At 67.9% G+C, this 24,759-nt stretch carries 23 protein-coding genes; 17 read left to right on the top strand and 6 right to left on the bottom strand.

Translation table 11 applies throughout. The annotated features are described in order from the left end of the window. Positions 1-19: 19 nt before the first annotated feature. Positions 20-2,629 (bottom strand): aconitate hydratase AcnA, encoded by a 2,610-nt coding sequence (gene acnA / locus ACZ5TO_RS23155; RefSeq protein WP_464801022.1) that lies wholly within the window; start codon positions 2,627-2,629, stop codon positions 20-22. A gap of 188 nt (positions 2,630-2,817) precedes the next feature. On the opposite strand from acnA, the gene ACZ5TO_RS23150 reads away from it, so the two are divergent. The 14 genes from ACZ5TO_RS23150 (at position 2,818) to ACZ5TO_RS23085 (ending at position 16,423) form a co-directional block, all read left to right on the top strand. Beyond that, the gene (locus ACZ5TO_RS23150) at positions 2,818-3,744 is read left to right on the top strand and encodes a GntR family transcriptional regulator (RefSeq protein ID WP_464801021.1); all 927 of its coding nucleotides are present in this window, start codon (positions 2,818-2,820) and stop codon (positions 3,742-3,744) included. 87 nt (positions 3,745-3,831) lie between these two features. Then, positions 3,832-4,926, top strand: coding sequence for an isocitrate/isopropylmalate dehydrogenase family protein (locus ACZ5TO_RS23145; protein WP_184142434.1), 1,095 nt, complete (start codon positions 3,832-3,834; stop codon positions 4,924-4,926). Between the two features lie 125 nt (positions 4,927-5,051). Then, positions 5,052-6,158: an ABC transporter substrate-binding protein gene (locus ACZ5TO_RS23140; protein WP_464801020.1), complete on the top strand. Its 1,107-nt coding sequence runs from the start codon at positions 5,052-5,054 to the stop codon at positions 6,156-6,158. A gap of 63 nt (positions 6,159-6,221) precedes the next feature. Then, positions 6,222-7,982 carry an ABC transporter permease gene (locus tag ACZ5TO_RS23135; RefSeq protein WP_184142426.1) on the top strand — a complete coding sequence of 587 codons (1,761 nt, stop codon included), beginning with the start codon at positions 6,222-6,224 and terminating at the stop codon, positions 7,980-7,982. Further along, entirely contained in the window at positions 7,975-9,051 is a 1,077-nt protein-coding gene (locus ACZ5TO_RS23130) for an ABC transporter ATP-binding protein (RefSeq protein ID WP_184142423.1), read from the top strand. Before ACZ5TO_RS23135 ends, ACZ5TO_RS23130 begins: the two co-directional genes overlap by 8 nt. A 57-nt stretch (positions 9,052-9,108) precedes the next feature. Further along, entirely contained in the window at positions 9,109-9,774 is a 666-nt protein-coding gene (locus tag ACZ5TO_RS23125; RefSeq protein ID WP_464801019.1) for an aspartate/glutamate racemase family protein, read from the top strand. Positions 9,775-9,798: 24 nt separating this feature from the next. After that, positions 9,799-11,070 (top strand): 3-oxo-tetronate kinase, encoded by a 1,272-nt coding sequence (gene otnK / locus ACZ5TO_RS23120; RefSeq protein ID WP_464801018.1) that lies wholly within the window; start codon positions 9,799-9,801, stop codon positions 11,068-11,070. After that, on the top strand, positions 11,067-11,705 hold the full coding sequence (gene otnC / locus ACZ5TO_RS23115) for a 3-oxo-tetronate 4-phosphate decarboxylase (RefSeq protein ID WP_464801017.1): 639 nt from the start codon (positions 11,067-11,069) through the stop codon (positions 11,703-11,705). The genes otnK and otnC overlap by 4 nt, the downstream gene beginning before the upstream one ends. A 15-nt stretch (positions 11,706-11,720) precedes the next feature. Next, complete coding sequence (locus ACZ5TO_RS23110; protein WP_464801016.1) at positions 11,721-12,563, top strand: TIM barrel protein; 843 nt, start codon at positions 11,721-11,723, stop codon at positions 12,561-12,563. Next, positions 12,560-13,930, top strand: a complete 1,371-nt coding sequence (locus ACZ5TO_RS23105; protein WP_464801015.1) for an NAD-dependent succinate-semialdehyde dehydrogenase — start codon at positions 12,560-12,562, stop codon at positions 13,928-13,930. Before ACZ5TO_RS23110 ends, ACZ5TO_RS23105 begins: the two co-directional genes overlap by 4 nt. Before the next feature lie 27 nt (positions 13,931-13,957). Next, positions 13,958-14,380, top strand: a complete 423-nt coding sequence (locus ACZ5TO_RS23100; protein ID WP_464801014.1) for a cupin domain-containing protein — start codon at positions 13,958-13,960, stop codon at positions 14,378-14,380. A 5-nt stretch (positions 14,381-14,385) separates the two neighbouring features. Continuing rightward, positions 14,386-15,435, top strand: coding sequence for an AbrB family transcriptional regulator (locus ACZ5TO_RS23095; RefSeq protein WP_464801013.1), 1,050 nt, complete (start codon positions 14,386-14,388; stop codon positions 15,433-15,435). A gap of 68 nt (positions 15,436-15,503) precedes the next feature. Next, positions 15,504-15,908, top strand: a complete 405-nt coding sequence (locus ACZ5TO_RS23090) for an MbcA/ParS/Xre antitoxin family protein (RefSeq protein ID WP_246434230.1) — start codon at positions 15,504-15,506, stop codon at positions 15,906-15,908. Continuing rightward, positions 15,905-16,423, top strand: coding sequence for an RES family NAD+ phosphorylase (locus ACZ5TO_RS23085; protein ID WP_464801012.1), 519 nt, complete (start codon positions 15,905-15,907; stop codon positions 16,421-16,423). The genes ACZ5TO_RS23090 and ACZ5TO_RS23085 overlap by 4 nt, the downstream gene beginning before the upstream one ends. Before the next feature lie 37 nt (positions 16,424-16,460). On the opposite strand, the gene ACZ5TO_RS23080 is transcribed toward ACZ5TO_RS23085, so the two are convergent. Continuing rightward, positions 16,461-18,398 (bottom strand): methyl-accepting chemotaxis protein, encoded by a 1,938-nt coding sequence (locus ACZ5TO_RS23080; protein WP_464801293.1) that lies wholly within the window; start codon positions 18,396-18,398, stop codon positions 16,461-16,463. Between the two features lie 232 nt (positions 18,399-18,630). On the opposite strand from ACZ5TO_RS23080, the gene ACZ5TO_RS23075 reads away from it, so the two are divergent. The 3 genes from ACZ5TO_RS23075 to ACZ5TO_RS23065 all read left to right on the top strand — a co-directional run bounded on the left by ACZ5TO_RS23075 (position 18,631) and on the right by ACZ5TO_RS23065 (position 21,409). Next, positions 18,631-19,026: a hypothetical protein gene (locus ACZ5TO_RS23075; RefSeq protein WP_464801292.1), complete on the top strand. Its 396-nt coding sequence runs from the start codon at positions 18,631-18,633 to the stop codon at positions 19,024-19,026. Positions 19,027-19,214: 188 nt separating this feature from the next. Then, on the top strand, positions 19,215-19,745 hold the full coding sequence (locus ACZ5TO_RS23070) for a YcnI family copper-binding membrane protein (protein WP_464801291.1): 531 nt from the start codon (positions 19,215-19,217) through the stop codon (positions 19,743-19,745). 59 nt (positions 19,746-19,804) lie between these two features. Continuing rightward, positions 19,805-21,409 (top strand): copper resistance CopC/CopD family protein, encoded by a 1,605-nt coding sequence (locus ACZ5TO_RS23065; protein ID WP_464801290.1) that lies wholly within the window; start codon positions 19,805-19,807, stop codon positions 21,407-21,409. Between the two features lie 3 nt (positions 21,410-21,412). On the opposite strand, the gene ACZ5TO_RS23060 is transcribed toward ACZ5TO_RS23065, so the two are convergent. Genes ACZ5TO_RS23060 through ACZ5TO_RS23045 form a run of 4 tightly spaced genes read right to left on the bottom strand, consistent with a single transcriptional unit; the run spans position 21,413 to position 24,732 of the window. Next, positions 21,413-22,129: an ABC transporter ATP-binding protein gene (locus ACZ5TO_RS23060; RefSeq protein WP_464801289.1), complete on the bottom strand. Its 717-nt coding sequence runs from the start codon at positions 22,127-22,129 to the stop codon at positions 21,413-21,415. Next, a complete protein-coding gene (locus tag ACZ5TO_RS23055) occupies positions 22,110-22,874 on the bottom strand; it encodes an ABC transporter ATP-binding protein (RefSeq protein ID WP_184142396.1) in 765 nt (254 codons plus the stop codon). The genes ACZ5TO_RS23060 and ACZ5TO_RS23055 overlap by 20 nt, the downstream gene beginning before the upstream one ends. Beyond that, positions 22,871-23,869: a branched-chain amino acid ABC transporter permease gene (locus ACZ5TO_RS23050; RefSeq protein WP_464801288.1), complete on the bottom strand. Its 999-nt coding sequence runs from the start codon at positions 23,867-23,869 to the stop codon at positions 22,871-22,873. The genes ACZ5TO_RS23055 and ACZ5TO_RS23050 overlap by 4 nt, the downstream gene beginning before the upstream one ends. Continuing rightward, positions 23,869-24,732: a branched-chain amino acid ABC transporter permease gene (locus ACZ5TO_RS23045; RefSeq protein WP_464801287.1), complete on the bottom strand. Its 864-nt coding sequence runs from the start codon at positions 24,730-24,732 to the stop codon at positions 23,869-23,871. The genes ACZ5TO_RS23050 and ACZ5TO_RS23045 overlap by 1 nt, the downstream gene beginning before the upstream one ends. Positions 24,733-24,759 lie beyond the last annotated feature (27 nt).

Genomic DNA, 24,759 nt, shown 5'->3' with positions numbered 1-24,759 from the left:
GAAGGAAAGCGGCGGCCTCCTACGGGCGGGCCGCCGTTTTCCGTTCCGGGGCCTTGCCCGGGAGATGGCGGGCGAGGATCTGAGGGATCATGCCGCCCGCCAGAAGCGTCTCCACCTCCTGCTCGGTCTCCACGGCCGCCCGGCCGGTCATGGCTATGGTCTCGTCGGAGGCGCGGTGCAGGATGAGCGGCACGTAGCAGCGGGGACGGATATCCGTGGCGTCGATCTCGATGCGGTCCTGCGCCGAGAGGGACTGTCTCAGGCGCGGATCGAGGACGACGGGCAGGATGCCCATGCCGATGAGATTGGTGCGGTGGATCCGCTCGAAGCTCGCGGCGATGACGGCCCGCACGCCGAGCAGCGCCACGCCCTTGGCGGCCCAGTCGCGCGACGAGCCGGTGCCGTAGCGCTCGCCGGCGAGGATCACGACGGACCGGCCTTCCGCACGATAGCGCTCGGCGACCTCCCAGAGCGGCGCCTCTTGAAGCGTCGGGGCATGAACCGTCGTGGAAGCGGGGCGCCCGCCGCACAGGAGATTGGCCGCCGTGCGGTTGTCGAAGAGGCCGTGTACCATGGCCCGCCAGTTGCCGCGGCGGGCGGCGAAGACATTGAGGTCGTTCGCCGGGTCGCCGGCGGCGACGAGATGGCGGCCCGCATGGCTTTCCGCCGCGATCTGGCCGGCCGGGGAAATATGGTCGGTGGTCATGTCGTCGCCGAGCACAAGCAGGGGATGGGCGGTATAGCGCCCCAGGCGGCTCGGCAGGCCGGCCACGGCGAAGGGCGGGCGCCGCAGATAGGTCGAGGCCTCGTCCCATGGGAATGTCGGCGCGGACGGTGCGGAAAGGGCGTGCCAGGCCGCATTCCCTGCAGCCTCGCGGAAGGCGCTCTTGAAATCCGCAGGGTCGGAATATTGCCACAGCATGGCGTCGATCTCTTCACCCGCTGGCATCAGGTCGCATAGGCGCACGACCTTTCCCTCCGCCGTTCGCGCGACCTCGGTATCCATCGGGTCAGGCACGAATTTCCCGAGAAGGGAGAGCGCGACGACATGCGGCGGCGAGGTCAGGAAGCCGAACTGGAGGCTCGGATGCACCCGGCCGGGAAAGTTGCGGTTGCCGGAAAGCAGCGCGGCCGCGACCGTGCCTTCCGCAATCGCCGCGGCCATGTCGGGCTGGAGGGGGCCGGAATTTCCGATGCAGGTGGTGCAGCCGTTGCCGACGATGCCGAAGCCTACCGCCTCCAGGTCCGAAAGCAATCCGCTCCGTTCGAGAAAGAGCGCGGCCGACGGCGAGCCGGGAGCAAGCGATGTCTTCACCCAGAAGGGCGGGCGCAGGCCGAGTTTTACCGCCTTGCGCGCGACGAGGCCGGCTGCGGCCAGAAGCCGGCGGTCGGAGGTGTTGGTGCAGCTCGTGACGGCGGCAATGGCGATCGCCCCGTCGGGGATCGCCGCGCCGTTCTCCCCGAACGCATGGCCGCAGGCCTCTTGAAGCGCCTGTGCGGCCGCGCGCAGCGGCAGCTTGTCCTGCGGCCGGCGCGGGCCGGCCATCAGCGGATCGACGGTGGAAAGATCGAGATCGACGACGCGGCTGTAGCGCGGCGCTGCGGCCGGATCGAACCAGAGGCCGATCCGCCGGGCCGCCGTCTCGACGAACCGGCAATGGCTTTCCGGCCGGCCCGTCTGACGAAGATAGGCGATCGTCTGCGCATCGATGGGGAAATAGCCGGTCGAGGCGCCGTATTCCGGCGCCATGTTGGCGACGACCGCCCGGTCGCCCCCGGTCAGCGTCGAAACGCCGTCGCCGAAGAATTCGACGAATTCCCCGGATATGCCGTGGCGGCGCAGGAGATGGGTGACCTCCAGCGCAAGGTCGGTCGAAAGGACGCCCGGCGCAAGCCGGCCCGTCAGGCGCACGCCGACGACATCGGGAATGCGCAGCGTGACCGGAAAGCCGAAGAACACGCTTTCGGCTTCGAGGCCGCCGACGCCCCAGGCGAGGACGCTGATGCCGTTGATCATCGGCGTATGGCTGTCGGTGCCGATCAGCGTGTCGGGAACGGCCCATCTCTCGCCGTCGCGCTCCTCGATGGTGATGACGGTCGCGAGCTGTTCGAGGTTGATCGTGTGCATGATGCCGGTGCCCGGCGGATGGACCTTCACGCCCGGCAGCGCCGTCGTCGCCCATTTCATCAGGCGGTAGCGCTCGCTGTTGCGGTCCATCTCCCGGCGCATGTTGAAGCTGCGGGCGTCCGATCCGCCATAGCGGTCGACCGCCACGCTATGGTCGACCGAGACGTCGACGGGAAGGACCGGGCTGAGGCCGGACGGATCGCCCCCCGCCTCGGCAATCGCGTCGCGCATGGCGGCGATGTCGACGAGAGCGGGCACGCAGGTCGTGTCGTGCATCAGCACGCGGGAGGGGTGGAAGGCGATCTCCGCCTCGCTCGTGCCGCTATCGAGCCATGCGCGCAGGGCCGCCGCGGCCGCCTCCAGCCGGGCCGGGTCCCTGCGCGAAACGTTTTCGAGGAGGATGCGCAGCACCCAGGGAAGGCGCCGGAAGTCGGCCCCGAAGTCCGCTTCGAGATCGACCGCGTTCAATGCTCCGTCTTCCGTCGGGATGCGCAAGGCCATGTCGGTCGCTCCATATTGCTTTTTTAAATCTAAAAATCCACATTTATGCGGAAGTCAATCCATTTCGACCCGGTAATTGGCTTTTTTGCTGGATCGATATGCAAAAATGGCGGAGGGAAGGTTTCCTTCGCCCGCCGCGTGAAATATCGTCGCGCGCCGACCAGCCTCACGATCCGGGATGAACCGACATGCGTTCCAGCCAACTGGCACAGACCATCGCCAATGAAATCACGTTGCTCGTGACCTCCGGGGAGCTCGGCGTCGGCGAGCACCTGAAGACACAGCAACTCGCCGACCGCTTCGGCGTCTCGCGCTCTCCCGTGCGCGAGGCGATGGACATGCTGGCCGGGCAGGGGCTTCTGGAGCAGAAGGAGAACCGCGGCTTCTTCGTCAAGGAAGCGCCGGGCGCCATCGTCGAGCGGGTGCGCGAGGATGCCGAGCCCTTCGAGGTCGCCAACGACTACCAGCGCCTTGCCGAGGACTGGCTGACCGACCGCATTCCGGCGGAGGTGACCGAGCAGACGCTACGCGAGCGCTACGGGCTGACCAAGTCGCAGGTCAACGACGTGCTGATGCGCGCCTCGCGCGAAGGCTGGGCCGAGCGCAAGCAGGGCTACGGCTGGCGCTTCCTGCCGGTTGCCAAGACGCCGCAGGCCTTCGAGCAGATCTATCGTTTCCGCATGCTGATCGAGCCCGCCGCGATGCTGGAGCCGGAATTCGCGCTCGACCGCAAGATCATCGAGGAGCAGCGCCGCACGCAGTTGCGGATGCTGGACACGGATATCGAGCGCCTGCCGGCCGAACGCCTCCTGCACAATGGCGCGCTCTTCCACGAGGAGCTCATCAAGATGTCGAACAACCCGTTTTTCCACATCTCCCTCGTCCGGGTGAACCGCATGCGGCGCCTTCTGGAATACCGCTCCCGCGTCGACCGCAGCCGCACCGTCCGGCAATGCCAGGAACATCTCGAAATCCTTGATCTTCTTGAACGCGGCGAGGTCGTCGAGGCCTCCTATGCGATGCGCCGCCACCTTGGCGGAGCGCTCTCCAAGAAGTCGCCCGTGACCTGGTCCTGGTCGCACCAGGCGCATGAAAAAGACAGCCTCGAAAAATAGTGATTGCATTTTAAGATTTAAAAAGCCAATAATCCGCCCGTGACGCAGAGCGGCGACATCGCTTGCCGCCTCATGGGAGATTATCTGATGAAAATATTCGTGACGCCGTGTGACGGGATCGGCCCGGAGATCACCGCGGCAACCATGGAGGTTCTGAAAGCCGCGGATGCGGCCTTCGGTCTGGGCCTCGAATACCATTTCGAGGACACCGGCTTCACGAGCCTTGCAAAGTTCGGCACGACGCTGCGCGACGAGACGATCGAGCGGGCCCGCACCTTCGACGGCATCATCCTCGGGCCGCAGTCCCACATGGATTACCCCGCCCGCGACAAGGGCGGCGTGAACGTCTCGGCCGGCTTCCGCGTGAAGCTCGACCTCTACGCGAACGTCCGTCCGGCACGCTCGCGCCCGTTCCTCAACGATGCCAAGACGATGGACCTCGTCATCATGCGCGAGGCGACGGAAGGCTTCTATCCCGACCGCAACATGTATGCCGGCACGGGCGAATTCATGCCGACGCCGGACGTCGCGCTCTCCGTGCGCAAGATCACGGCATCGGCCTGCGAACGCATCGCGCGGCAGGCCTTCCTGCTTGCCATGAAGCGCGGCAGGAAGGTGACGGCGGTCCACAAGGCCAACAACTTCATCCTGACGGACGGCCTGTTCCTGCAGGAAGTGCGCAAGGTCGCCGCCGAATTCCCCGACGTCACGCTCAACGAATTCATCATCGATGCGATGGCCGCCCATCTGGTGCGCGACCCCTCCCGCTTCGACGTGATCGTGGCGACGAACTTCTATTCCGACATCCTGTCGGACCTTGCCAGCGAGCTTTCCGGCAGTCTCGGCCTTGCCGGGTCGATCAACGCCAATGCCGAGACCGGCCTCGTCTGCGCCCAGGCGCAGCACGGCTCTGCGCCGGACATCGAGAACCGCAACATCGCCAACCCGACGTCGCTGATCCTGTCGGCGGCGATGATGCTGAGTTGGCTCGGCGAGCAGCGCGGCCTGCCGCAGTTCGAGGCGGCCGGGGCGGAGATCGAGCGGGCGGTGGACGAGGTTCTGGCCAACCCCGCCACGCGCACGCGCGACCTCGGCGGCACCACCAATACGGATGCGTTCGGCTCGCTCGTCGCGAAGGCCGTCCGCAGCGGCGACGGCGCACGCGAGCGCGCCAGCGCCTGATGAATGGTTTGTACTTTGGAATAATAAAAGCCAAAGTACAGGCATGGAGGCGCGAGGGCAGGAGTGGCCCTCGCGGAACCGCCCGGAGGAGCTTTGGAGCCGGGCACATTTTGGGAGATGAGAAGATGAACAAGCATGTTTCCGGCCGCTCGACGGCCTTTGCGGTCACCACCGCGATCATGACGACCTTCGCGGCTCAGGCCTTCGCGCAGGAGGCTCCCGCCGGCTATCCGGACGGCTATGCCGACCTGATCGCGGCGGCCAAGAAGGAGGGCACCGTTTCCATCTATACCTCGACGGACGCCGCGCAGTCGCAGAGGCTGCAGGATGCCTTCACCAAGAAATACGGCGTTTCCATCGCCTACAACGACCTCGGCACGAACGGCGCCTATAACCAGGTGATCTCGGAAGCCGCCGCCGGCCAGACCACGGCCGACGTCGTGTGGAGCTCGGCCATGGACCTGCAGATGACGCTGGTCCAGGACGGCTATGCAAGCGAATACGCCTCGCCCGAAATCGCCAACCTGCCGGCCTGGGCGAACTACAAGGACACGCTCTATGCCACGACCGTCGAGCCGATCGGCGTGATCTACAACACCAAGGCGCTGTCCGAGGACAAGCTTCCGAAGACCTATGCCGACATGATCGCCTTCCTGAAGGACAACAAGGCCGAGCTTCAGGGCAAGGTCGCGACCTTCGACCCGGAAAAGAGCGGCTCGGGCTTCCTGCATCACTCGAACGACGCCCGCAACCGTTCCGACTTCTGGGATCTGGCGAAGGCCATGGGCGATGACGGCGCGAAGATCTATTCCAGCTCCGGCGGCATGAAGGAAACGGTGGTCTCGGGCGAGAACGTCATCGCCATCAACATCATCGGCTCCTATGCGCTCGACTGGGTGAAGGAAAGCCCGAACCTCGGCGTCCACTTCGCCACCGACTACACGCCGGCCTTCTCGCGCCTCGCGCTGATCACCAAGGACGCGCCGCACCCCAACGCCGCCAAGCTCTTCGTCGACTTCATGCTGTCGAAGGAAGGCCAGTCGCTTCTCGCCGAAGGCGGCCTGCCGTCCGTGCGCGAGGACGTGACCGCCGGCCTCAACGTCAAGACGCTGAACGAACGCGTCGGCGGCGGCCTGAAGCCGATCGCGGTCGATGAGGGCGTTCTGGAATACATGGACCAGATGAAGCGCGTCCAGTTCCTCAACGATTGGAAAGCCGCCCTCGGCCGCTGATGTCCAGCCGGTCGCGGCGTCCCCGCGGCGCCGCGATCCCGCCACCGTTTGCGAGAGGCAAGAATGTCTACCCACACCCAAGCACCGGCTGCCATTGCGCTCAGCAAGGCGGCGGCCGAAAAGAAGTATCCGGCGAAGATGCCGCGGCACGGCAATGCCGGCGCCTACCGGCGCATCGTCATCGGCCTGCTCGCGCTCGCCGTGCTCGCCCCCGTCGGCCTCATCGTCTACCAGAGCTTCCTGACGGCAGCGTTCTTCAGCCCCCGCGCAAAGTTCGGCTTCGACGCATACCAATACGTCTTCACCGACAAGAACTTCTACCGCGCGCTTGGCACGACGGCGATCTTCTCCTTCGGCATGGTGGCCATTTCGGTGCCGCTCGGCGGCCTGCTCGCCTTCCTGATCACGCGCACGGACATCAAGGGCAAGCGCCTGCTCGAAATCCTCGTGCTGGTGCCGATGTTCATCTCCTCCATCGTGCTCGCCTTCGGCTACACGGTCTCGGTCGGCCCGACGGGTTTCGTCTCGCTCTTCATCCGCGGCCTCGTCGGCTTCGTGCCGTGGAACATCTACAGCCTGCCCGGCATGATCCTGATCGCCGGCCTCAGCCATGTGCCGCACGTCTATCTCTACGTCTCGGCGGCCATGCGCAACCTGCCGTCGGATCTCGAGGAAGCCGCGCGCACCACCGGCGCCTCCATCTGGCAGGTCTCGCGCGACGTGACGCTGCCCATGGTGCTGCCGGCGCTCATCTTCGCCGCCGCCCTCAACATCCTGCTCGGCTTCGAGACCTTCGGCATTCCGCTGGTGCTCGGCGATCCGAACGGCATCATGGTGCTCACCACCTATATCTACAAGCTCACCACGCTGTTCGGCACGCCGACCTACCAGCTCATGGCCGTCGTCGCCGTGGTGCTCATCCTCATCACGCTGCCGCTCGTCTGGATGCAGCGCAAGCTGCTGCGCAACGCCCGCAAATATGCCGCGATGGGCGGCAAGGGCGCGCGCGTGGCGACGCTGAAGCTCGGCACGAGCGGCCAGGTCATCGCGCTTTCCATCATCGGCTTCTGGCTCTTCGTCTCGGTGGCCCTGCCCATCGGCGGCATCGCGGTCCGGGCGTTCGTCGATGCCTGGGGCGAGGGCGTCAACCTTCTCGACCAGCTCACCTTCACGAATTTCGATCGGATGCTCGAAGTGCCGAGTCTCGTGCGCGGCATCGTCAACACCGTGCTCCTGTCCGTCGTCGGCGGGGCCGCGGCGGTCGCCATCTACCTGATGGTCGGCCTTGCCGGGCACCGCAACTGGGGCCTGTCGAACACGGTGCTGGACTATATCGTCCTCCTGCCGCGTGCCCTTCCGGGCCTCGTCGTCGGCCTTGCCTTCTTCTGGGTGTTCCTCTTCGTGCCGTTGCTCACGCCGCTGCGCCCGACGCTGGTCAGCCTCTTCGTCGCCTATCTCGTCGTCGGCCTTTCCTACGGCCTCCGGCTTCTCCAGGGCACGCTCATCCAGGTGGCGCCGGAGCTGGAGGAATCCGCCCGCACCACGGGCGCCACCATCGGGCGCACCTGGAAGGACGTGGTGATCCCGATCATCCGGCCCGGCCTTGCCGGCGCCTGGGCGCTGATCATGATCATCTTCCTGCGCGAATACGCCACGGGCGTCTACCTCATGGGCGCGGGCACGGAAGTCATCGGCTCGCTCATGGTCTCGCTGCTGCAGACCGGCGCCATGAACACGATTGCCGCCCTTTCCCTCATCAGCATCGTCTTGACGGGCGCAGGCCTCGCACTCGCCCTCCGTTTGGGAGCAAAAATCCATGACTGAACTCGTCGTCAGCAATGTCCAGAAGTGGCTGGGCGGTCTTCAGATCCTGAAAGGGGCGTCCTTCACGGCGGAGCGCGGCTCCATCGTCGCCCTGCTCGGCGCCTCGGGCAGCGGCAAGACCACGCTGCTGCGCTGCGTCGCCGGCCTCGAACAGCCGGAAATCGGCGAGATCGTCATCGGCGGCAAGACGGTGCTCGACGGCGCGAAGAAGATCGCGCTGCCGCCCGAGCAGCGCAATATCGGCCTCGTCTTCCAGTCCTACGCGCTCTGGCCGCACCGGACGGTGAAGGAGAACGTCGGCTACGGCCTCAAGCTGCGCGGCGTCACGGCCGCCGACATCGAAAAGCGCGTGCAGGCGATCCTGGAGCGCATGGGCCTCGGCCACCTTGCCGACCGCTTCCCCTCGCAGCTTTCCGGCGGCCAGCAGCAGCGCGTCGCGATCTGCCGCGCGCTCGTCTACGAGCCGCGCGTCCTCCTCCTCGACGAGCCGCTGTCCAACCTCGACGCGAAGCTGCGCGAGGAGGCGCGCTACTGGATCCGCAAGCTGATCCTCGACCTCGAAATCTGCGCCATCCTCGTGACGCACGACCAGAGCGAGGCGCTCGCCGCCGCCGACAACATCCTTCTCCTGCAGGACGGCCGGATCGTCCAGCAGGGCGGGCCGCAGGAGATCTACTCCAACCCGAACAGCTTCTATTCGGCCGATTTCCTCGGGGCGAACAACATCGTCAGGGCGAAGGTCAGGTCCGTCGACGGCAGCCGCACCGTCATCGGCGGCGACAACTGGAGCCTCGACGGCACGGTGCGCGAGGCCGCTGGCCTTGCCGCCTCCGAGGATGCGCGGGCGGTGATCCGCGTCGAGCAGATCAGCGTCAGCGACCGGCCGGAAGCCGGCGGGCTGGAGATGACCCTCGACGACAGCATCTATCTCGGCGACCGCTGGGAATATCGCCTCAGCCGCGGCGATTTCGTCGCCAGGGCCCATGGCGCCCGGCAGCTTTCGACCGGCACGGTCTGGGCGCGCATTCCTTCGGAAAGCGTCTGGGTGTTCTCGGCAGGCCAGCACTAGAGCCGCCGCCGGCGGCCGCCGCTCCTCCCGGCGGGCGCCCCTTTCAAGGGTACTGACATGTCGAAACAGCCCCGGATAACCCTCATCCATGCGACGCCGATCGCCATGGAGCCGATCAGGCTGGCCTTTGCGGATGCCTGGCCGGATGCGGATGTCGTCAACCTGCTCGAAGACAGTCTTTCGCCCGACCGGGCGAAAAGCGCCGACATCACCGAGGCGCTGGCCGCCCGGATCGCGGCGCTCGCGCACTACGGCAAGCAGATCGGCAGCGATGCCGTGCTCTTCACCTGCTCGGCCTTCGGTCGGGCGATCGAGGCGGCGGCGGCGACCGTGGATATCCCGGTCCTGAAACCGAACGAGGCGATGTTCGAGGCGGCGATCCGCAAGGGCGGACGGACGGCGATGCTCTACACCTTCCCGCCGGCACGCGAGGGGATGGAGGCGGAATTCCGGGAGGAGGCGGCACGGATCGACCCGGCCGCGATCATCGAGAGCGTCCTTGTCGAGGGCGCCATCGATGCGGTGCGCGCCGGCGACGCCGAAACGCACAACCGGCTGGTCGCCGAAGCCGCCGCCCGGCTCGAGGGCTTCGACAGCATCGCCCTTGCCCATTTCTCCACCGCGCGCGCGGTGCCGGCCGTCAGGGCGGTGACGGACATCCCCGTCCTGTCGAGCCCGGGCGCGGCCATCGACAAGCTGAAGCGCCTTCTCGGCGCGGCCTGACCTTCTTTCGGGAGTGACCATTCAATGCTGCTAGGCGTCATTGCGGACGACTTCACCGGGGCGAGCGACATCGCCAACACGCTCGCCAAGGGGCTCTCCGGCGGGGGCGGCCTTCGCACCGTGCAATATCTCGGCATTCCGAAGGTGGCGGCCGATCCGGCCGTCGAGGCCGGCGTCATCGCGCTGAAGAGCCGGTCCATCGCTGCGGCACTTGCCGTCGAGCAGTCGCTTGCCGCGCTCCGCTGGCTGCTGGACCAGGGCTGCCGGCAGGTCGTCTTCAAGTATTGCTCGACCTTCGATTCCACGCCGGCCGGCAATATCGGCCCGGTCGCCGAAGCGCTGGCGGAGGCGCTCGGCGTCAGGGGCGTGATTGCCTGCCCGGCCTTTCCGGGTGCCGGCCGGACGGTCTACCAGGGCCATCTTTTCGTGAAGGACCGGCTCCTCGATGAATCCGGCCTTGAGAACCATCCGCTGAACCCGATGACGGATGCGGATATCCGTCGCTGGCTGCGCCTCCAGACGCAAACCGAGGTCGGCCATATCGATATGGCGACCGTTCAGCGCGGCCCTGCCGCAATCGAGGCGGCCTTGCGGGAGAACGGCGCTAAGGGCCGCACGCTCGTCATCGTCGATGCGATCACGGACGGGGACCTTACCGCCATCGGCCGTGCGGCGGCCGGGCATCCTCTCGTCACCGGCGGCTCGGGCATCGCGATCGGCCTTGCCGCGAACTTCATCGAGAGCGGCCTTGCGAGCGGCACGGGCGCGAATGCCGCCGGCCTCGACGGGCCGGAGGCCATTCTTGCCGGAAGCTGCTCCGGCGCGACGCGGCAACAGGTCGAGATCCATCGCCGGGACCATCCGACGCTCGCCATCGATGTCGCCGGCGTCGTCGCGGGAACGGTGCGCGCCACGGACGTGGCATCCTTCCTCCTCGCAAACGGGGGCAGGGCGCCGCTCGCCTATTCCTCGGGAACGCCGGAGGAGGTGGAGGCCCTGCAGGCGCGGTTCGGGCGCGAGCGCGTCGCCGCGTCGCTCGATGCCCTCTTTGCTGAGACAGCCTGCATGCTGGTTGCGGCCGGTATCCGGCGGCTGGTCGTTGCCGGCGGAGAGACCTCCGGCGCGGTGGTCTCGGCGCTCGATCTCGGTGCGCTCGCCATTGGGGCGGAGATCGATCCGGGCGTGCCGGTGCTGCTCTCCGCCGGGGAACGGCCGGTGGCGCTCGCGCTGAAGTCCGGCAATTTCGGCGCCCCCGATTTCTTCGCCAAGGCGCTGGAAAGGCTGGCTGGACGATGAGTGCGGAAAACAAGCTGCGCGAGGAGATCGCCCGCCTGTCGACGTCGCTGTTCGACCGCGGCTTCTCGGTCGGCTCGGCCGGCAATATCAGCGCCGCCGTCGAGGACGGAATCCTGATGACGCCGACGAATTCGTGCCTCGGCTTTCTCGACCCGGCCCGCATCTCCAAGCTCGACCGCGCGGGCAACCATGTGTCGGGCGACAGGCCCTCCAAGGAAGTCTTCCTGCACCGGGCCTTCTACGAGACGCGGCCGCAGGCGGGCGCGGTGGTCCATCTGCATTCGACCTTCGCGACGGCGCTGTCGTGCCTTGCCGATACCGATCCGGACGACTGCGTCCCGCCGCTGACGCCCTATGTCGTCATGCGCGTCGGCAAGGTGAAGCTGCTGCCTTACGTCAAGCCGGGCGACGAGCGGATGGGCGACATGATCCGGGCGCTCGGCGGCCGCCATGCCGCCGTGCTGCTCGCCAATCACGGCCCGGTCGTCAGCGGCAGGGACATCGCCTCGGCGGTCTATGCCGCAGAGGAGCTGGAGGAGACCGCAAAGCTGCTGGTCCTGCTGCGCGATGCGCCGAAGCGCCTGCTGACGGCGGAGAACGTCGCCGAGCTGAACGCCGTCTTCGGCGGCTATTGATCGAAGGAGAGACCCATGAGGACGGCGAGGCTGGGCGGCAGGCACGGGAAGCGCAATTCCTTTTCCGCGCATATCGGCTATCTCTTCCGGGAACTGCCCTTTGCCGAGCGTTTCGCCGCGGCGGCCGCCGCCGGGTTCGATGCCGTCGAGCATCCTCACGACGATACCCTCGACCCCGTAGTGCTCGCCGGCCTGCTGGCGGCGCACGGCCTGCGCCTTGCGCAGATGCCCTTCGCATTCGCAGACGCGGCAAAAGGCGAGAAGGGGCTTGCCGCCCTTCCCGGCAGGCAGGAAGAGTTCCGGGCGGCGTTCGACAGGGCGCTCGATTTCGCCGTCGCGGCCGGCGTGCCCTACCTGCATCCGATGGCGGGCATTCCGCGCCCGGAGGATGCGCGCGAGGCCGAGGGCGTCTATCTCGCCAACCTGCATCATGCCGTCGAACGGACGGCTGGGACGCCGGTGAAGATCCTCATCGAGGCCATCGGCGCGGCGGCTGTTCCCGGCTACGCGCTCTCCACGCTGGAAGCGGCCTGCCGGGTGCAGGATGTCTTCGGCCCCGGTAACGTTTCCCTGCTGCTCGACACGTTCCACGCGGCTGCATCCGGCATCGACCCGGCCGCCTGGATCGCGGCAAACGGCTACCGGCTGGGGCATGTCCATATCGCCGATCATCCCGGACGCCACGAGCCGGGCACCGGCGCCATCGATTTCACGGCCGTCCTCGCCGCGCTCGACGCGCAGGGTTTCGATGGCGCCATCGGCTTCGAATTCGTTCCCTCGTCCGCCGCCACCGCGGAAAGCCTCGGCTTCCTGCCGGCCTGGCGTGCGCAGCAGGACCACACCAGGAGAAGAGCATGATCGTTTCCATCAATCCGGCCGACGGCCTTGAGCTTGCGCGCCATGCGCTGCACGACGATGCCCATGTCGACCGCGCGCTCGGCGCGGCGAAGACGGCGCAGGCCGCCTGGAGGAAGGTGCCGGTCGCCGGGCGCTGCACCCTGCTGACCGCGATGGCCCGCGTGCTGCGCGCCGGCAAGGCCCGCTATGCGGCAATGATCACCCGCGAGATGGGAAAGCCGATCGCCGAGGCGGAGGCCGAGATCGAGAAATGCGCCTATAACTGCGACTTCTACGCCGAAAACGCCGCAAAATTCCTGGCGGACGAGCCCGTCGCCTCCAATGCCAGCGAGAGCCTTGTGGTCTTCGATCCGCTCGGCGTCGTGCTGGCGATCATGCCGTGGAACTACCCGTTCTGGCAGTTCTTTCGTTTTGCCGCGCCGGCGCTCGCCGCGGGCAACGGCGCGATCCTGAAGCACGCCAACAACGTTCCGCAATGCGCGCTCGCCATCGAGGAGGTCATGAAGGAGGCGGGCTGCCCCGAGGGCCTTTTCGCCACGCTCCTGATCGAGCCGTCGAAGGTCGCCGGCATCATCGCCGACGAGCGCATCGCGGCCGTCACGCTGACCGGATCGACGGAGGTCGGCGCCATCGTGGCCGCGCAGGCGGGCAAGGCGCTGAAGAAACAGGTGCTCGAACTCGGCGGTTCCGATCCCTTCATCGTGCTGGCCGATGCCGACCTCGAAGCGGCGGCGAAGGTCGCGGTCAAGGCCCGCTACGTCAATGTCGGCCAGTCCTGCGTCAACGCCAAGCGCTTCATCGTCGAGGAGGCCGTCGCCGACCGCTTCGTCGACCTCTTCCTCGAAGGCGTGGCGGCGCTGAAGATCGGCGATCCGATGGAGCGCGACACCGATATCGGGCCGATGGCCCGCGAGAACCTGATGACCGGCCTGCATGGGCAGGTCGAGCGCACGCTTGCGGCGGGCGCCACGCTGAGAGCCGGCGGAAAGCCGCTCGGCGGCGCCGGCTTCTACTATCCGCCGACCGTGCTCGACAACGTGACGCCGGACATGGCCGCCTTCTGCGAGGAGACCTTCGGCCCGGTCGCCGCGATCATCCGCGTGAAGGACGCTGCGGAGGCGGTGACGCTTGCCAACCAGACGGAATTCGGCCTCGGCGCGGCGCTCTGGACGCGGGATATCGGCCGCGCCCACGGGCTTGCGCGCCAGATCGAGGCGGGCGCCGTCTTCATCAACGGCATGGTCGCCTCCGATCCGCGCTATCCCTTCGGCGGCATCAAGCGCTCGGGCTACGGCCGCGAGCTCGGCGTCTACGGCATCCGCGAATTCGTGAACATCAAGACGGTATGGGTCGGCCCGGCCCGCTGAGGCCCGCCCGGAAAGCGAGGAAAGACCATGACAGCGCAGCCCGCCATCCTCCGCCCGGGGGAACTGAAGACGAACGACCGCGGCAACGGCGCCCGCACCACGCCGCTCGTCACCCGCAAATGCGGCTCCACCAGCATGATCAACGGCATCACCGCCTTCGATCCGGGCGCCGCCATCGGCCTCCACAAGCACAATTGCGAAGAGAGCGTGATGGTCATCGAGGGCGAGGCCATCGCCGAGATCGACGGGGTGCAGCACCGTCTCGGCACGAACGACACGACCTGGATCCCGGCGAACGTGCCGCACCGCTTCATCAACCCCACCGACAGGCCGATGCGCATCTTCTGGGTCTATGCCTCCATCGATGCGACGCGCACCATGATCGCCACCGGCGAGGAGCGCTCCATCGACGCCGAGCATGAGGGGGCGTTGAAGCGCGCGCATCCGTGAGGCGGATGACGACGGCCCGGTCGGCGGGGCGGTTTGCGCTGACGCTCGCCATCGCCGCTGCGGGCGGCTTGCTGATGTGGTTGGTGCACATGCCGCTCGCCTGGCTGCTCGGTGCCATGCTGGCGACGGCGCTCTGCACCTTCCTGCATGTTCCGGTGTCGCTTCCCCGGCATGCCCGCCCGCCGATGACGGCGGTGATCGGCGCCATGCTCGGAACGTCCTTCTTGCCGCAGGTCTTCAGCCATGCCGGGGCCTGGATCGTCTCGCTCCTCGGCCTCGTCGTCTTCATCGCGCTCACCGGCTGGCTGGCCTTCACCTATTTCCGGCGCATCGCCGGACTCGACCCGGTGACCGCCTATTTCTCCGCCATGCCCGGCGGCCTCGTCGAGATGATCACGCTCGGCTCGGAAAAGGGCGGCGACGAGCGCATGATCGCGCTCATCCATGCCGCGCGGATCTTCCTCGTGGTCCTGACGCTTCCTTTCCTGATCGAGACCTTCACCGGCCTCGACATCGACCGCTCCGGCGTCGTTTCGGCAGGCACAGCCGCGGTTTCGATGGACGATGCCGCCTGGTTCCTCGGAGCCGCGGCCGGCGGCGCCGTGCTCGGGGTGCTCCTCAGGCTGCCGGCCCGCTTCCTCCTAGGGCCGATGCTAGTCAGCGCCACGCTCCATCTTGCCGGCGTAACGGATTTCGAGCTCCCGGCGGCGGCCCTTGCCGCCGCGCAGGTGGTGATCGGCGCGACGATCGGCTACCGCTTTGCCGGCGCCTCGCCGCGCATGGTGCTGCGGGCCATGGTGCTTTCAGCGGGCGCGACGGTCCTCATGCTGCTGTCGACGCTCCTGTTCTCGTCGCTCCTGTCGCTGGCCGGCGGCGACAGGTTCATTGCCTATGTGCTCGCCTATTCGCCCGGCGGCGTCGCCGAGATGAGCCTCATCGCGCTCTTCCTCGACGTGGAAGTGCCTTTCGTTGTGGTGCATCATCTCGTGCGCGTGCTTACCGTGGTCGCCGGCGCGGCCGCGGTCTTCCGGCTGATGCGCGTGCGGGAGACCTGAGCCGAAGCCGAGGATTGAACTTTGCCGGCCGGCGTCGTATATTCTGCCTGTAAAAAGAGGCATTGGATATGGCGAGTCGGGCATCCGCCGGAGCATTGAAGATCGAAGCGCAGAACGGACCGCTGATCCTTTCCTATATGGATCGCTCGGGCCGGATCGCGGTGAACGCGCTTGCCGACGGGTTCGGCATGTCCAAGACCCAGCTTGCCGAGACGGCAGGGCTGGCGCGCGAAACGCTCTACCGGGCCGAGCGCAGCCGCACGGCGAAGACGCAGGGCCGCCTGCGCGAGATGCTGGAGATCATCAGCCGCGTCACCGACTGGGCGGGCGGCAAGGAGCAGGCCATGGCCTGGTACAGGGCCCAGCCGCTTCCCGCATTCGGCGGGCGCACCGCCGAGGCGCTGGTGAAGGAAGGCAAGGCCGCCGCCGTCCGCGACTATCTCGACCACATGGCGCTCGGCGGTTTTGCTTGAGGTTCGCCGGAACCTGCTATCGGGCGCATGATCCGCGCTGGTCCTTCAAGCCGGTCTCCGGTGACGGAGCGGCGATCCGCGGCGCCCGTTTCAACCCGAAATCCGTTCCCGCGCTCTATCTCGCCCTCAGCATCATGACGGCGGTGAAGGAGGCCAACCAGGGCTTTGCGCACCGTATCGACCCCTGCGTGCTCTGCGCCTACGAGATCGATTGCGAGGACATCGCCGACCTGACGACGCGGGAGGGCAGGCTGGCCCATTCCGTCGCCTTCGACGACATGGCCTGTACCTGGGCGTTGGCGCTTGCGGAGGGGGAACGGCCCGCCTCCTGGTCCATATACGACCGGCTGCGTGCGGGAGGGATTGCCGGCATCCTCGTTCCGAGCTTTGCGCCCGGCGCGGAAAGCGACGACCGCAATCTCGTGCTCTGGGACTGGGGGCCGTCGCCGCCCCACAAGGTGACCGTCATCGACCCGAGCGGGCGGCTGCCGAAGGACCAGTTGTCCTGGCGATAGGGTTGCCGGGGCGCGGGAGCACCCCGGCACGCGTGTCTCAGAACTCGTCCCAGCCGGCTTGCGCGGCCGGGGCCGCGGCGGCGCCGCCAAAGGCGGTGGCGAGCTTGCCCATCATGCGCCGTGCCGGCGAGGCGACGCTGGGCGAGGCCGCATGTGCCGCCCTGACGGGCGAGGCAGCGGAAGCTGCTCCGACCTGGAACCGGCCGACGAGCTGGCGCAGCCTGTCGGCATCCGCCGCAAGAGAGGTGCTGGCGGCCGTCGACTGCTCGACCATCGCGGCGTTCTGCTGCGTCGTCTGGTCCATCTGGTTCACGGCGGCATTGACTTCGGCAAGGCCGACCGACTGCTCGCGCGCCGAGGTGGCGATGGCGTCGAGCTGGGTGTTGATGTCGTTGACGTGCTGGCCGATGACCTTCAGCGCCTCTCCGGTCTCGGTCACGAGGCGCACGCCGCCCTCGACCTCGCCGGCCGAGTTGCGGATCAGCTCCTTGATCTCCTTTGCCGCCTGCGCCGAGCGCTGGGCGAGCTCGCGCACTTCCTGCGCGACGACGGCAAAGCCCTTGCCGGCCTCCCCGGCGCGCGCCGCTTCCACGCCCGCGTTCAGCGCCAGCAGGTTCGTCTGGAAGGCGATCTCGTCGATCACGCCGATGATGTTGGATATCTGGCTGGAGGAGGCCTCGATGCGCTGCATGGCCGCGATGGCGTCGGAAACGACCTTCGAGGAGTGATCGGCCGAGCCGTTGGCTTCCAGCGCCCTGCTGCGGGCTTCCTCCGCGCGCTTGGTGGACTGGGAGACGTTCGCGGTGATCTCGTCCAGCGCGGCGGCGGTTTCTTCGAGCGCCGCGGCCTGCTGCTCTGTGCGGCGCGACAGGTCGTTGGCGGCCTGGCTCAGTTCGCGCGAGCCGCTGTCGATGGAGCCCGTCGCCTGCGAGACCGCCTGCAGGGTGCTGCGAAGCTGGCCGATGGCGGCATTGAAATCCTGGCGCAGGCTTTCGAATTCCGGCGAGAAGGACTGCGTCAGCTCGAAGCCGAGGTCGCCGCCCGCCATGCGCTTCAGGCCTTCGGCAAGCCCGCCGGTCGCCTGTGCCATGGCGGCGGCGCGGGTGCGCTCGGCCTCCTGGTTGCGCTCGCGCTCGGCGTCCGCCGCCGTGCGCTCGGCCTCGGTGGAGGCTTCGAGGGCGCGGGTGCGCAGGCCGTTGTCCTTGAAGACCTGCACGGCGCGCGCCATGCCGCCGATCTCGTCGCGGCGCTCCGTCCCTGCGACGGTGGTGTCGAGCTCGCCGCCGGCGAGCGTCGCCATGGTCGCGGAAAGGCCGTTCAGCGGCCGGGCGATCCAGGCACGGACGGCAAGGAAGCCGGCGACGAGGATGACGGCAAGGCCGATCACCACGGCGAGCACGGTCGTCACGATCGTGCTGCGCGCGGTTTCCTGCAGGGCGGCCTGGTGGGCTTCGGCCGCTTCGGTGATCTTGCCGATCTCGTCCGTGATGTCGGCGATCACCGCCGTGAAGGCCGGCATGCAGGTGGCGGCGAAATCGGCTTGCGTGCGGGCGATGTTCGCCTCGTCGAGCGCGGTCTTGGCGTCTGCGATCAGCGCGCCGCAATTGTTGTTGAGCGCGCTGAGGGCGGCGGCCTTGATGGCCCCGATCCGCGCATTGGACGGCGCGGCGGCGATGGCGGTATCCATCTGGCTGCCGAAGAAGCCTTCGCTCAGCTTCATGTCGGCGGCTGCCGCGTCCTTGGCCTCCTGCGTGCGCGCGATCAGGATGTCGGCGATCGCGGAGCGGATGGAAACGAGGCTGCGGCTGGCGCGGGCCAGCATCAGGGTCGCCTCGGAATCCTCATCCAGCAGCGTCGAATAGGACGTGTTGATGAAGGAGATGCGGGACGTGCTGAAGCCGGCCACGCCGGCCACGAAGAGGCCGAAGACACAGAGGATGACGAGGAATTTGCCGATAACCGGGATGTTGCGCATGGAAGAGGCCTGTTGTGGTGGGTGGCCCATGAAACATGGATATGGTTAGATTTCGCTTAATTATATCTCCCGAAACGGAACGGATTTTCGCCAGGCGCGTGACGCGGCCGCCGGGGGCGCCGATGTTTTGCCGCTCCTCATTGCCGCGGGACAAACAATGCGACAATTAGGCTGGGGCGGGAGGCTGGTCACGCCCGGCCTTGATTGGTAAGCCTCCTGCCGAGAGGGTTCGATGAAAAAGCAATTGCACCAGCGCAGGATCGGAAGGGTGGCCTTTGTCGTCGCCGTCCTGATGGCGTTGCAGGCGCTTTTCGGCACGCTGTCGCTCGCGACAGCCGCCGCCCCTTCGCCGGTCGATGCCTTCGGCAATCCGCTCTGCATCACCCATATCGTCGAACGGCAGGAGGCGCCCGCGCCCGGCAAGGAGGATCGTGCCCACGCGCCCGATTGCTGCACGCTGGCCTGCGGCATGGCGGCGGGCTTCGTTTCCACCGAGCGGGCGGTCGCCATCCTCTTCAATCCGCTTGCCCAGCCGTCGCAGCGGATGCCCGACGGCTACGCCGCCCCTGTCGGGCCGGTGCATGACGATCTTCCCGGCCACCCGCGCGGGCCTCCGGCAATCGCCTGACCGCGGACCGGCCTTGCCGCCGGCATGACGGACGGATCCTGCCGCGACGCCTAGGCGCGGGGCAGGGCGGGTCTCACCCCGAACGCCGTTCCTCGCGCCGCCGGCAGCGCCCCGCGCAATCCCCCTTTGCGATTTTTCCTTTCCAACCGAACCATGCCGGCAGATGACCGGCTTCATCGGAGACAACTATGCTGAAAAGAACCCTCGTCACCGCCGCCGTCCTCGTGCTCGGCGCGGGCACCGCCTTCGCCCATGTTTCGCTGCAGGTGAAGGAGGCGCCGGTCGGCTCGTCCTACCGGGCGATCTTCCAGGTGCCGCACGGCTGCGAAGGCAAGCCCACCAACGTGGTCCGCGTGCAGATCCCGGAAGGCGTGATCGCCGTCAAGCCGCAGCCCAAGGCCGGCTGGACGCTCGAAAAGGTCAGGGGCGCCTATGCGAAGTCCTACGACTACTACGGCACGCCGACCAGCGAAGGCGTGAAGGAGATCGTCTGGAGCGGCGGCAATCTCGGCGACGACGAATATGACGAGTTCGTGCTCCGGGTCTACCTCACCAAGGACCTGAAGGCGGGCGATACGCTCTATTTCCCCGTCGTGCAGGAATGCCCGGATGGCGTTGCCGAACGCTGGATCGAGCTTCCGGCCGCAGGCCAGTCGGCGGACGACCTTGAACTTCCCGCGCCGGGTGTGAAGCTGCTCGAAGCCACGGGCGGCCACTGAGGCCGTTCCGGCCGGCGCCGTCTGGCGCCGGCCAAGCCTTCGCGATGAGGAGAGTGTTCGTGCGGAACCGCAATCCTGGCCCATCCGGCATTCTGGCCGCCCTTACCGGCATCCTTTGGTGCTGCCTGACGGCGGCGGCGATGGCCCATGCCGCGCTGACGGGCGCGGTGCCCTCGGACGGCGCCGTCGTCGCGGCGCCGCCGAAGACCCTGTCGCTCTCCTTCAGCGAGCCGGTTTCGCCCCTCGTTCTGAAGCTCGTCCTGCCGGACGGGCGGGCGCGGGCGCTCGACACCTTCGTGCTGCGCGACCGGACCCTCGAGATCACGCCTCCCGCCGATCTCGGAACGGGAACCCATGTGCTGACCTGGCGCGTCGTGTCGGAGGACGGGCACCCCGTCGGTGGGTCCACGATCTTTTCCATCGGTGCGCCGAGCGGCGCGCCGCAGGCGGCCGCGAACGCCGCCGACTGGCCGGTGCGCGCCGCGCTGTGGCTGGCGAGGATCGTGCTCTATGCGGGCCTCTTCTTCGGCATCGGCGGCGTTTTCGCCGTGCGCTGGCTGATCGCCGATGACGGCGATGGTCCCGCGCCGGTGAGGGCGGCCACGCTGCTCGGCCTTCTCGCGACCGTCCTTTCCCTCGGCCTGCAAGGCCTCGACGCCCTTGGTGCGCCGCTTTCCGGCCTCCTCGATCTCGCTGCGTGGAAGGCCGGCCTTGCAACGAGCTTCGGCGCGACCGTCGTGGTGCTCGCCGCTGCCTTCTGCCTTGCCGTCCTCGCAACGCGGTCCCGCTCGCCGGCGATACGGCGCGGCGCTTCGCTGGTCGCCCTTCTTGCGGGGAGCGGCGCGCTGGCGCTGAGCGGCCATGCCAGCGCCGCCGCGCCCCAATGGCTGATGCGGCCCGCGGTCTTCGTGCATGCGCTGACGATCGCGATCTGGATCGGCGCGCTCCTGCCGCTCGCCTCCGCGCTGCGGCGCGATGGGGAGGCTGGCCGCAAGGCGCTCGGCCGCTTCTCCAGGTTGATCCCGCTCTGCGTTGGCCTGCTCGTCCTCGCCGGCATCGTGCTCGCGGTCGTCCAGGTTGGAAAGCCGGCCGCCCTCCTTTCGACGGCCTACGGCAATGTGCTCCTGGCGAAGATCGCCCTCCTGTTCCTCCTGTTCGCCCTCGTCGCCGTCAATCGCTGGAGGCTCACGGGCCCGGCCGCGAAAGGGGAGGCCAAAGCGGTGCGCCGGCTTTGCCGGGCTATCGCCGTCGAGAGCCTGATCGTCCTTGCGGTCTTCGCCGTCGCGGCGACATGGCGCTTCACGCCGCCGCCGCGCGCGCTCGCCGTCGCGGCCGCCGAGCCTGCCTCGATCCATATCCATTCCGACAAGGCGATGGCGGAGGTCACGGTGACGCCGGGCGGGGCCGGACCGGTGGACATCTCCGCCGTCATCCTCTCGGCGGAGTTCGAACCGCTGACCGCGAAGGAGGTGACGTTCGTGCTCTCCAACCCGCAGGCGGGCGTCGAGCCGATGCGCCGGAAGGCCGAATTGCAGGCGGACGGGAGCTGGCGCGCCGCGGGCGTCGTCATTCCGCTCGCCGGCCGGTGGCAGTTGCGCGTCGACGTGCTGATCAGCGATTTCGAGCTCGTGCGCCTGCAGGGCGAGATCGATATCCGGCCCTAGGACTCAGTGCAGGCCGCCGACGCCGAGCAGGGTTTCCACCGCATGCTGGTCGGCGGCGAGCGCCGCGGGCGTGCCCGTCCAGACGATGCGGCCGCGCTCGAGGACGATTACCTCGTCGGCGAAATCGAGCGCGCTCTGGATGCGCTGCTCGACGAGCAGGATCGTCATGTCGCCGGATGCCGCCAGCGTGCCGAAGGCGGCCATCAGCTCCTCGCAGATGACGGGGGCGAGCCCCTCCAGCGGCTCGTCGAGCAGCAGCACGGAGGGCTGGCCGAGAATGGTGCGCGCCGTCGTCAGCATCTGCTGCTCGCCGCCGGAAAGCTGCGAGCCGAGGTTCTTCCGCCGCTCCTTGAGGCGCGGGAACATGGCATAGGCCTCCTCGATGGCCGCGCGCGGCCGGGCCTTGAGGCCGACGAAGAGGTTCTCCTCGACGGTCAGCGTCGGAAAGACGTCGCGCGACTGCGGCACGTAGCCGAGGCCCCTGAGGGCACGCGCCGCGCTGTCGATGCCTTCGATGGCCGCGCCGCCGAGGCGGATTTCGCCGCCGTAGCGCTTCGTCTGGCCGGCGAGCGTGGCGAAGAGTGTCGACTTGCCCATGCCGTTGCGGCCGAGCACGGCAAGGCGGCGGCCGGCGGGGGCGAAGAAGGAAATGTCCTCCAGCACCCGCGTCGGGCCGTAGCCGGCCGAGAGGCCGGAGATTTCAAGCGACGCTGCGGGCATCGGCATAGCTCCCGAGATAGGCCTGGCGGACGCGGGCGTCCTTCGTGACGGCATCCGGCGATCCGTCGAAGATGATCTCGCCGGCCGCCAGCACGACGACGCGTTTCGCGAAACGGAAGACGAGGTCCATGTCGTGCTCGATCATCAGGACGGCAAGGTCGGCGGGAAGATCGGCGATCGCCTGTTCGATGCGTGCCGTATCGCTCTGCGGCACGCCGGCGGCCGGCTCGTCCAGCAGCAGCACGCGGGGTTTGAGGGCGAGCGCCAGCGCCAGTTCCAGAAGACGCTGCTGGCCGTAGGCGATCTCGCTGACCGGGTGGCGGGCAAGATGGGCGATGCCGAGCCGCGACAGCAGCGCATGCGTTTCGTCCATCACTTCCGGCATGGCGCGGTGGCTTGAGAACATGCCGCCGGAGCGGCCCTCGCGCTGGAGGATGGCGAGCGCCACATGCTCCTCCGGCGTCATCTCGGAAAAGAGGCGCGTGACCTGGAAGGAGCGCACGAGGCCGCGGCGCACGCGTGGGGTTGGGCCGAGACGCGTGACGTCCTCGCCGGCGAGCGTCACGCTGCCGGAATCGGGCAGGAGATTGCCGGTGACGAGGTTGACGAAGGTGGTCTTTCCCGCACCGTTCGGGCCGATCAGCGCCACCCGGTCGCCCGGCGCCATGGCGAGCGAGACGTCGTTGGTGACGGCAAGGCCGCCGAACATCTTCTTCAGGTTACGGACGTCGAAGATCGCGCTCATGGGGCTTTCCTCCCGCGGCGTTCGAAGACGGCGGCGAGCGAGCCGTAGAGGCCCTTCGGCGCGAAGAGCACGACGGCGATCAGCAGCGCGCCGACGATGGTGAGCCAGTGGAACGGGTTGGCGGCGGAGACGACGTCCTCGAACCACATGAAGGCGGCCGTGCCGATCAGCGCGCCGTAGAGCGAGCCGGTGCCGCCGAGAACGAGCATGACCAGCGCTTCGGCCGAAAGCGTGAAGGAAAGGCTGTCGAGGCCGACGACCTGGGTGGAGATGGCGTTGAGCGCCCCGCCGGCCCCCGCGACGGCGCCGGAAATGGCATACATCTTCACCAGCGTGCCGTGCACCGAGCCGCCCATGGCGCGGACGCGCACCGGATCCTGCCTTATGCCGCGGCACAGCATGCCGAAGGGCGAGCGGACGATCTGGCGCAGGATGACGAAGGCGAGGACGAGCAGGACGATGCCGAAGACATAGGCCGTGCGGCCCCAGAGGTCGAATTGCCAATGGCCCAGGAGGGCGTCCGGCGTGATGCCGGCGAGCCCGTCGCTGCCGCCGGTCCAGCCGGAAGCCTTGTTGGCCGCCTCGTGGGCGAGGTGGATGATGGCGATGGAGAGGACGAGCTGCGGCAGGCCGTGGGCGCGCAGCACGACCGCGCCGGAAACGAGGCCGGCGAGCGCGCCTGCAAGAATGCCGGCGGCGAGCATGGCGATTGGGTCGGTGATGCCGAAATGGGCGGCCGCGATGCCCGCGCCGTAGGCTCCCGCGCCGAAAAGGGCGGCATGGCCGAGCGTCGCCACGCCGCAATAGCCGGTGACGAGGTCGAGCGAGAGAACGAGCAGCGCGATGGCCGTGATGCGGGTCAGCAGCGCCAGGTTGTTGGGGAAGAGGAAATAGCCGAGGACGGCGACGGCGAGGATGGCGAGGACGCCGATGGCGTCGCGCGCCAGCCGTCCGCCGGTGAGGGAGGCCGCGTTGGACTGCGTGGTCAGCGCCATTACTTCGCCCTTCCGGCAAGGCCGCGCGGGAAGAGCCAGACGATGGCGATGACCGCGAGGTAGAAGAAGAATTCGCCGAATTCCGGCATGAGGTAGCGTCCCGTCGTGTCGATGGCGCCGAGCAGTAGGCAGGCGGCGAGCGCGCCCGGAATGGAGCCCGCCCCGCCGACCGAGACGACGACGAGGAAGGTCACCATGTAGCGCAGCGCGTAATAGGGCTCGATCGGCAGCAGTTCGGCGCCGACGACGCCCCCGAAGGCGGCAAGGCCGACGGCGACGGCGAAGCTGACGGCATAGACGATCTCGGTCCTGACGCCGAGGGCCGCGGCCATGGCGGCATTGTCGACCGCCGCGCGCAGCTTCACGCCGAAGGCGGTGCGCTCGATGAAGTACCAGAGGCCGAGCGCCACGGCGGCGCCGCAGCCGATGACGAAGAGCCGGTGGGCCGAGACGGTGCGGAAGCCGAGGCTGACGGGCTCGCGCAGCGCATCCGGCGTCGGAATGGTCTTCAGCGTCGGGCCGAAGACATAGTTGGCGATGCCGATGACGCAGAAGGTGATGCCGATGGTCATCAGCACCTGCGTCAGCTCCGGCTGGCCGTAGATGCGGCGGTAGAGGAAGCGTTCGATGGGAATGGCGATGAGGATGGTGCCGGCGACGGCCAGCAGCACCGCGATCCCATAGGCAAGCCCGAGGTCGCGCGCCGCATAGGAGGCGATATAGCCGCCGATCATCGCGAAGGCCCCATGCGCCAGGTTGACGACCCGCATCAGCCCCATCGTCACCGAAAGGCCGATGGAGATGACGAAGAGCACCATGCCATAGGCAAGGGCGTCGACACCGATGCTGAAGATCGTTTGCATGGACCTGTCCTGTATTGCCGGGCTTGC

This window comes from Shinella sp. Sh6 (assembly GCF_055392685.1).
This window is presented reverse-complemented; position numbering and strand designations above follow the sequence as displayed.